The 8670-nt window shown below is 46.7% G+C and carries 7 protein-coding genes; all 7 read left to right on the forward strand.

Annotated elements, in window-relative coordinates; translation table 11 throughout:
• The first annotated feature begins 41 nt into the window (after positions 1-41).
• The 7 genes from PGY05_RS10325 to PGY05_RS10355 all read left to right on the forward strand — a co-directional run bounded on the left by PGY05_RS10325 (position 42) and on the right by PGY05_RS10355 (position 8592).
• Positions 42-431, forward strand: coding sequence for a conjugal transfer protein (locus PGY05_RS10325; protein ID WP_002592290.1), 390 nt, complete (start codon positions 42-44; stop codon positions 429-431).
• Positions 418-2868 carry an ATP-binding protein gene (locus tag PGY05_RS10330; protein WP_242410377.1) on the forward strand — a complete coding sequence of 817 codons (2451 nt, stop codon included), beginning with the start codon at positions 418-420 and terminating at the stop codon, positions 2866-2868. Before PGY05_RS10325 ends, PGY05_RS10330 begins: the two co-directional genes overlap by 14 nt.
• A gap of 5 nt (positions 2869-2873) precedes the next feature.
• Entirely contained in the window at positions 2874-5090 is a 2217-nt protein-coding gene (locus tag PGY05_RS10335) for a CD3337/EF1877 family mobilome membrane protein (RefSeq protein WP_247230543.1), read from the forward strand.
• Positions 5087-6091 carry a bifunctional lytic transglycosylase/C40 family peptidase gene (locus PGY05_RS10340; RefSeq protein ID WP_242410375.1) on the forward strand — a complete coding sequence of 335 codons (1005 nt, stop codon included), beginning with the start codon at positions 5087-5089 and terminating at the stop codon, positions 6089-6091. The genes PGY05_RS10335 and PGY05_RS10340 overlap by 4 nt, the downstream gene beginning before the upstream one ends.
• Before the next feature lie 21 nt (positions 6092-6112).
• Positions 6113-7021, forward strand: a complete 909-nt coding sequence (locus PGY05_RS10345; protein WP_242410374.1) for a conjugal transfer protein — start codon at positions 6113-6115, stop codon at positions 7019-7021.
• Positions 7022-7135: 114 nt separating this feature from the next.
• The gene (locus PGY05_RS10350; protein WP_330672993.1) at positions 7136-7492 is read left to right on the forward strand and encodes a metalloregulator ArsR/SmtB family transcription factor; all 357 of its coding nucleotides are present in this window, start codon (positions 7136-7138) and stop codon (positions 7490-7492) included.
• A gap of 86 nt (positions 7493-7578) precedes the next feature.
• Entirely contained in the window at positions 7579-8592 is a 1014-nt protein-coding gene (locus tag PGY05_RS10355) for a permease (protein WP_270475833.1), read from the forward strand.
• Positions 8593-8670: the final 78 nt, after the last annotated feature.

The following is an 8670-nucleotide window of genomic DNA, read 5'->3' on the forward strand; positions in this document are numbered from 1 at the left end:
GCTGCTGTTTCCATTTTAGAAGAAAGGAATGGTACAAAACATTGAAGAAAATAAGAAGCTATACCAGCATTTGGAGCGTGGAAAAGGTCATTTACGCTATCAATGACTTTCAGCTCCCGTTCCCCATCACATTCACACAGATGGCTTGGTTCGTGGTATCCCTGTTTGCGGTGATCGTATTTGCGGAGCTGCCGCCCCTAAACATGATTGACGGGGCGTTCCTCAAATACTTTGGTATCCCTGTGGCGGTGACGTGGTTCATGAGCCAGAAAACCTTTGACGGAAAGAAGCCCTACGGTTTCCTAAAATCCAGTATCAGTTACCTGCTGCGCCCGAAAGTGACCTATGCCGGAAAAGCGGTGAAGCTGAAAACGGAATTATTGAATACCGCCATAACGGCAGTTAGGAGTGATGTGTATGTTCCCCATTAAATATATCGAAAACAATCTGGTGTTCAACCATGACGGGGAGTGCTTTGCCTACTATGAGCTGATACCCTACAATTATTCGTTCCTGTCGCCGGAGGAAAAGTACATGGTACATGACAACTTCCGGCAGCTTATCGCACAGAACCGTGATGGAAAGATACACGCCTTGCAGATCAGCACCGAGTCCAGTATCCGGCAGACACAGGAACGCTCCAAAAAAGAGGTCACAGGCCGGCTCCGTGAGGTGGCTTGTGCAAAGATAGACGAACAGACCGAAGCGTTGGTTGAAATGATTGGGGAAAATCAGATTGACTACCGCTTTTTTCTTGGCTTTAAGCTGCTGGTGAACGAGGAAGAAATCAGCTTGAAGCACGCCGGAAAGTCCGCTGCTATGACTTTTGCTGATTTTCTGTACGAGGTCAACCACCAGCTCATGGGGGATTTTGTATCCATGAGCAATGATGAAATTGCCCGTTTCCAAAAGATGGAAAAACTCTTGGAGAGCAAAATCTCCCGCCGGTTCAAAATCCGGCGATTAGAAAAGCACGACTTTGGCTACCTAATCGAGCATATCTACGGGAAAACAGGTGTTGCCTATGAGGACTATGCCTACGACTTCCCGGTAAAGAAGCTGAAAAAAGAAACACTGGTAAAACGGTTTGACCTTATCCGTCCGACACGCTGCCAGATTACGGAGAACCAGCGGTACTTAAAGCTGGACAGTGAGGAACAGACGACTTATGCTGCCTACTTCACGATTAACAATATCGTCGGGGAGCTGGATTTTCCATCCAGTGAGATATTTTACTACCAGCAGCAACAATTCACGTTCCCCGTGTCCACGTCTATGAATGTGGAAATCGTCACCAACAAAAAAGCATTGACGACGGTAAGGAACAAGAAGAAAGAGCTGAAAGACTTGGACAACCACGCTTGGGAGTCCAACAACGAAACCAGCAACAACGTGGTGGACGCTCTGGACTCTGTAAATGAGCTGGAAACCACCTTAGACCAATCTAAAGAGTCCATGTATAAGCTGTCCTACGTGGTGCGTGTGGCGGCTGACAGCCTGGACGAGCTGAAACGCCGCTGTGATGAAGTCAAGGACTTTTACGACGACCTCAATGTGAAGCTGGTGCGCCCGTTCGGGGATATGCTTGGTCTGCATGGGGAATTTCTTCCAGCCAGTAAGAGGTATATCAATGACTATATCCAGTACGTGACAAGCGATTTTCTGGCAGGTCTTGGATTTGGTGCGACACAGCAGTTAGGGGAAAGCGACGGTATCTATATTGGCTACAACCTTGACACGGGCAGGAACGTCTATCTGAAACCGAGCCTTGCGGCACAGGGAGTCAAAGGCTCTGTGACAAACGCCCTTGCTGCGGCGTTCCTTGGCTCACTAGGGGGCGGTAAGTCCTTTTGCAACAACCTCATTGTTTACTATGCGGTGCTGTTCGGCGGCAGTGCGGTCATTGTAGACCCAAAATCCGAGCGTGGAAACTGGAAAGAAACGCTGCCGGAGATTGCACAGGAAATCAATATCGTGAACCTTACCAGTGAAGCGAAAAATAAAGGACTACTTGACCCTTACGTGATTATGAAGAACTTAAAAGACGCTGAAAGCCTTGCAATCGACATCCTGACCTTTTTAACAGGTATCAGTAGCCGTGATGGTGACAAGTTCCCCGTACTTAGAAAGGCAATCCGCTCTGTCACACAGGGCAAAAGGCGTGGTCTTTTGTGCGTCATTGACGAGCTGCGGAAAGAGGACACGCCTGTTGCCAACAACATAGCGGAGCATATCGAGAGCATGGTGGACTACGACTTTTCCCACCTGCTCTTTTCCGACGGTACGGTGGAACAGTCCATCAGCTTAGATAAACAGCTCAACATCATACAGGTGGCTGATTTGGTACTGCCAGACCGTGACACCAGATTTGAAGAATACACCACAATGGAGCTGCTCTCCGTGGCTATGCTTATTGTAATCAGTACCTTTGCCCTCGACTATATCCACTCTGACCGGAGCATTTTTAAGATGGTGGATTTAGATGAAGCGTGGACGTTCTTGCAGGTGGCACAGGGAAAGGCGCTGTCCAACAAGCTGATACGTGCAGGTCGTTCCATGAACGCCGCCGTTTATTTCGTGACACAGAACTCCGGCGATGTGGACGACGAGAAGATGAAAAACAATATCGGTCTGAAATTTGCGTTTCGCTCCACGGACATCAGCGAGATCAAGAACACCCTTGAATTTTTCGGGGTGGATAAGGACGACGAGAACAACCAAAAGCGGTTGCGTGATTTGGAGAACGGGCAATGCCTGTTTCAAGACCTCTACGGTCGGGTGGGCGTGATCCAGATACATCCTGTCTTTGCCGACCTGTTCCACGCCTTTGATACCAGACCGCCAATCCAGACAGAAGAAACGAGGTGAAGCCTATGCGTAAACATAAAATCCTGCGCTATACAGGTATCGTCCTCTTAGTCATTGTGGGTATCCTCGCTTTTTTATCTATCACAGGTACGGTGGCTTATGCTGCCGGATTGGTGGACGACACGGTGAACGCTGCCAACCAGTATTCTAAGTATCCGCTGGAAAACTACCAGCTTGACTTCTACGTGGACAGCTCATGGGATTGGCTGCCTTGGAACTGGCTGGACGGTATCGGCAAGAGTATCCAGTACGGCTTGTACGCTATCACCAACTTTGTCTGGACGGTGAGTATGTATATCTCCAATGCCACAGGGTACGTGGTGCAGGAAGCCTATAAGCTGGACTTTATCTCCGATACCGCAAACGCAATCGGAACAAACATCCAGACCCTTGCAGGGGTAAATGCAGGCGGCTTCGCTGCACAGGGGTTCTACGTGGGTTTCCTGCTTATCCTTGTGCTGCTGGTGGGTATCTATGTGGCATACACAGGTCTTATCAAAAGGGAAACCACAAAGGCTGTCCATGCGGTCGTGAACTTTCTTGTTGTATTCGTCCTGTCAGCGTCCTTTATCGCCTACGCTCCCAATTACATTACAAAAATCAATGACTTTTCCTCGGACATCAGCAGTGCGGCACTGTCACTGGGTACGAAAATCACCCTCCCCAACTCCGACAGTCAAGGGAAAGACAGTGTGGACTTGATACGGGATAGCTTGTTTTCCATACAGGTGCAGCAGCCGTGGCTGTTATTGCAGTACGGCAACTCCGATATGGAGGACTTGGGTGCAGACCGTGTGGAGAGCCTGCTCTCTGCCAGTCCGGACACCGACACCAGAGAGGATACGGTGATTGCGGAAATCGAGGACAAGGACAATCCGAACATGAGCGTCACAAAGACCATGAGCCGCTTGGGAACGGTGGTCTTTCTATTCCTGTTCAATATCGGTATTTCCGTCTTTGTATTCCTGCTTACGGGCATGATGATTTTCTCACAAGTGCTGTTCATTATCTACGCCATGTTCCTGCCCGTGAGCTTTATTTTATCCATGATACCCTCTTACGAGGGCATGGCAAAGAAAGCCATCACAAAGCTGTTCAACACCATCATGATGAGGGCAGGCATTACCCTCATTATCACCGCCGCTTTTAGCGTGAGTACCATGTTCTACTCTATCTCGGCAGGCTATCCGTTCTTTATGATTGCCTTTTTGCAGATCGTCACCTTTGCAGGTATCTATTTCAAACTGGGTGATTTGATGGGAATGTTCAGCTTGCAGTCCGGCGACGCACAGCAGGTCGGCAGGCGTATCCTCCGGCGACCTTATATGCTATTAAACAGAGGGGCAAGACGCATGGAGCGTCGTGTCGGCAGGACGTTAGCCGCTGGCATGGCTGGCGGTGCGGTGGGTGCTGCGGTGGCTTCTGGCAGCCGTCAACCCGATACAAGGAAATCAGCAGACAGGCAGAACCACGCCACAGGCAGCCGCCCCAACCACGATACCGGACAATCCGGCAGTACCGCTACCTTTGGCAAGCGTGCTGGCTCTAAGATGGGTGCGGTGCTGGATACAAAGCAGAGAGTCAAGGACAAGGTACAGTCCGTCAAAGAACAGGTCAAGGATATGCCAATACAGGCTGGCTACGCCGTCCATTCCGTGAAAGAACGGGCAAAGGAAAACGTGTCCGACTTCAAGCGTGGCATGGTGGAAGAAAAAACCACCCGGCAACAAGGACGGGCGGCAAAACAGGACAGCCACAGGCAGACCATAGCAGAAAAACGCATGGCAATGGAAAGAGCAAAGCCGACCGGATCAGCGGCGAAAGGTACTGCCCCTGTCCATGAGCGACCAGCCACAATGCCTGTATCCAGTGCAACAACACCACAGGCTACCGCTGCGAAAGGTGCAGCTCCTAAGACAGAGCCGACCAGTAAGGAACGTCCGGCGGCAGTATCCAGAGAAAGCTATGAGAAGCCAACAACCACGAAAGGCAGAGAGTCAGCGGTAAAACCACAGGAACAGCGCACGCAAGTGATACGGGAGTCTGGGGCACGTTCCCAGACAGTCAAAGAGCCTGCAAAGCCACAGGCGGTAAAAGAGCCAGCTTTTGCCGGAACTAAGACCATTCGGCAAACCAGTTCACAGAAAACGAGCCGTAACATCCAGCGCAACACCGTGAAGAAATCCTCCACCCACACAACGAAGAAAGGACGGAAAAAATGAAGCTGCGGCATTTAGCACTGCTTGGTGGGATTTTCACGGTGATTATCAGCCTGCTGTTGTTTCTGTTTATTGTCACAGCAGACGACGAGGAAAGCGGCGGTGGTTCTGGTTTTGACTATTCGGGCATGAACCTGTCAGCAGAGGTCTTGAAACACCAGCCGACCGTGGAAAAGTATGCGAAGCAATACGGCATTTCAGACTATGTGAATTACCTGCTTGCTATCATGCAGGTGGAGTCCGGCGGCACAGCGGTGGACGTTATGCAGTCCAGCGAGTCTTTAGGTCTGCCGCCCAACTCTTTAGGAACAGAGCAGTCCATTGAACAGGGCTGTAAGTATTTTGCTTCTCTGCTTGCTTCAGCAAAAGCAAAAGGCTGTGATATAAACACCGTCGTCCAGAGCTACAACTATGGCGGCGGTTTTGTTGATTATGTGGCAAGCCACGGAAAAAAGTATACCTTTGAGCTGGCGGTCAGCTTCGCAAGGGAGAAATCCGGCGGCGTCAAAGTGACCTATAAGAATGAAATCTCCATCAAGGAAAATGGCGGCTGGCGGTACAAGTACGGAAATATGTTTTACGTCCGTCTGGTGGCGCAATATCTGGCAGTACCTAATTTCAGCAACGCTACGGTACAGGCAATCTTCAATGAAGCTCTCAAATATCAAGGCTGGACGTACGTGTTTGGGGGAGATAACCCGAACACCAGCTTTGATTGCAGCGGTCTGGTGCAGTGGTGCTATGGAAAGGCTGGTATCAGCCTGCCGAGGGTGGCACAAGACCAGTACGACGTAACACAGCATATCCCACTGTCACAGGCGAAAGCTGGTGATTTGGTATTCTTCCATAGTACCTACAATGCTGGTACATATGTCACCCACGTCGGCATATATGCAGGAAATAACCGTATGTATCACGCCGGAAACCCGATTGGCTATGCAGACCTAAACACTTCGTACTGGCAGCAACACATCATTGGTGCCGGACGTGTGAAATCCAACTAAGACAGAAAGGAAATGGTAACTATGAGATTTAAGAAAAAAGAGAAAGAAACAAAACCTAACAAGACGAAAAAAGTGCGTGTTCTAAAAGCAGGCACGCACAAGAAATCCGTGATTGCCCTGTGGCTGGTGCTGATTGCCAGTGTCAGCTTCGGGGTTTATAAGAATTTCACTGCCATTGATATGCACACCGTCCATGAAAAGGAGGTCATAGAGCAGCGTATCGTGGATACCAACAAGATTGAAAACTTTGTCAAGGACTTTGCCAAAGCCTACTATTCATGGGGGAATAACAAAGAAGCCATTGAAGCAAGGACAAAAGCCATCAGTCAGTATCTAACAAAGAGCTTGCAGGACTTGAACGTGGACACGGTGAGAAGCGATATTCCCACCAGTTCTATGGTGAATGAGGTGAAAATCTGGAACTTGGAGCAGGCTGGCACAGACGAGTATACCGTCCTCTATTCGGTCGATCAGACCATCATAGAGGGCGACCAGACCAGCCGTAATGCTGCTTCTTACACGGTGGTGGTTCATGTAGATGGCGACGGGAACATGGTAATCACAAAGAACCCGACTATCAGCCGGATACCAGCAAAATCCGGCTACGAGCCAAAGGCAGCGGAAAGTGACGGAACGGTGGACGCTACCACCACAGAGGAAGTGACCGAGTTCTTGGAAACATTCTTCAAGCTGTATCCGGCGGCTACGGATAAGGAGCTTTCCTACTATGTGGCTGGCAATGCGCTGAAACCTGTAAACACTGATTATCTGTACTCCGAGCTAATCAATTCGCTGTTTACAATGGATGGGGATAAGGTCAAGGTGTCGGTATCGGTGAAGTATCTCGACCAGAGGACAAAGGCGGCACAGATTTCACAGTTTGACTTGATACTGGTAAAAATGGACGGTAACTGGAAGATTGTAAAGTAACAAAATTGTTGGGTGGTGAAATTCATTGCCGCCATTATCAAAAAAACATATTGACAATCATCTATGTGTTGCATATAATAATCATATAGATGATTGTCTATGGGAGGTGATAAAATGGATTTAGACGCAAAAAAAACTGCTATGGGAGGTGATAAAATGGATTTAGACGCAAAAAAAACTGCTATTATTTTTAAGGCTTTTTGTGATGAAAACCGTATAAAAATTTTGCAGTTACTTAAAACAGGTGAAAAGTGTGCTTGTATGTTATTAGAAGAAATCAACGTAACACAACCTACACTATCGCACCATATGAAAATTCTCTGCGACTCTGGTGTTGTTAAAGGGCGTAAAGAAGGGAAATGGACACATTATTCTATCTCTCCAGAGGGTGCAGCTTACGCAATGAACTGTTTACAAGCTCTTACCAAAATAGAAATTCAAGATAACGAATTGTCGTGTTGTGGAAAGTAAAATTAACACTTCTCAACACGACATAATAAAACAGCAATATATAGATAGATTTAAATATGACTATATATCAGAAAGGGATTTTGATTATGCAAACACTAGAATTAGGATGGGATTTTTTTCAGAATGAAATCCTTGGAATGGGTTGGTTAAATAGACTTATAGGAGTTCTGCTAAATACGATTGGTTTAGATACTACGAGTCGTATAGGCGGCAGCGTACAATTCTTCTTGTATGATACCATTAAAATTATGGTATTACTTGGAGTCTTGATTTTAATAATCTCTTATATTCAGAGTTATTTTCCACCAGAACGAACTAAGAAAATTCTTGGGAAATTTCATGGGATATGGGCGAATATACTTGCTGCTTTGCTTGGAACGGTAACGCCCTTTTGCTCGTGTTCGTCCATTCCACTGTTTATTGGATTTACAAGTGCTGGTTTACCACTTGGAGTAACCTTTTCTTTTTTGATTTCATCACCAATGGTTGACTTAGGCTCTCTTGTTTTATTAATGAGTATATTCGGATGGAAAGTTGCCATTGTTTATGTGATATTAGGTCTTGTAATTGCAGTTGTCGGTGGTACATTGATTGAAAAAATGCACCTTGAAGATCAAGTTGAAGAATTTATTCGTAAAGGTAGTTCAGTTGATGTACCGCAAGAAGAATTACAATTTAAAGACAGAATGGGGTATGCTTGGGAACAAGTAGTTTCGACTGCAAGAAAGGTTGCACCTTATGTATTAGTAGGCGTTGGTATCGGTGCTTTCATTCATAACTGGATACCAGAACACTTGATTGTGAAAGCGTTAGGAACAGGAAATCCCTTTGGAGTTATTATTGCTACTATTGCAGGTGTTCCTCTGTATGCTGACATATTTGGCACAATTCCTATTGCCGAAGCATTACTAGCAAAAGGAGCAATGCTTGGTGTGGTTTTATCTTTTATGATGGGTGTTACAACACTTTCTTTGCCATCAATGGTTATGTTAAAAAAAGCGGTAAAACCAAAATTATTAGGTATATTTGTAGCAATTTGTACGCTTGGAATTATTATTGTAGGGTACTTTTTCAATGTTTTTCAATACCTACTTATATAATAATATAAAAATTTAAAGGAGGATTTTATTATGTCATTGTTTAATCGTGGAAAAAAGAAAGAGGAAGAAACAAGAACG

This window comes from Coprococcus sp. AF51-11b1 (assembly GCF_027682785.1).
In the GTDB taxonomy this organism is placed as follows: domain Bacteria; phylum Bacillota; class Clostridia; order Lachnospirales; family Lachnospiraceae; genus Allocoprococcus; species Allocoprococcus comes.

What these genes read in the sequence shown, in the direction of transcription:
- PGY05_RS10345 (WP_242410374.1), top strand. Translation starts at nt 6,113, where the DNA reads ATGAGATTTAAGAAAAAAGAGAAAGAAACAAAACCTAACAAGACGAAA.
- PGY05_RS10330 (WP_242410377.1), top strand. Translation starts at nt 418, where the DNA reads ATGTTCCCCATTAAATATATCGAAAACAATCTGGTGTTCAACCATGAC.
- PGY05_RS10355 (WP_270475833.1), top strand. Translation starts at nt 7,579, where the DNA reads ATGCAAACACTAGAATTAGGATGGGATTTTTTTCAGAATGAAATCCTT.
- PGY05_RS10335 (WP_247230543.1), top strand. Translation starts at nt 2,874, where the DNA reads ATGCGTAAACATAAAATCCTGCGCTATACAGGTATCGTCCTCTTAGTC.
- PGY05_RS10350 (WP_330672993.1), top strand. Translation starts at nt 7,136, where the DNA reads ATGGATTTAGACGCAAAAAAAACTGCTATGGGAGGTGATAAAATGGAT.
- PGY05_RS10340 (WP_242410375.1), top strand. Translation starts at nt 5,087, where the DNA reads ATGAAGCTGCGGCATTTAGCACTGCTTGGTGGGATTTTCACGGTGATT.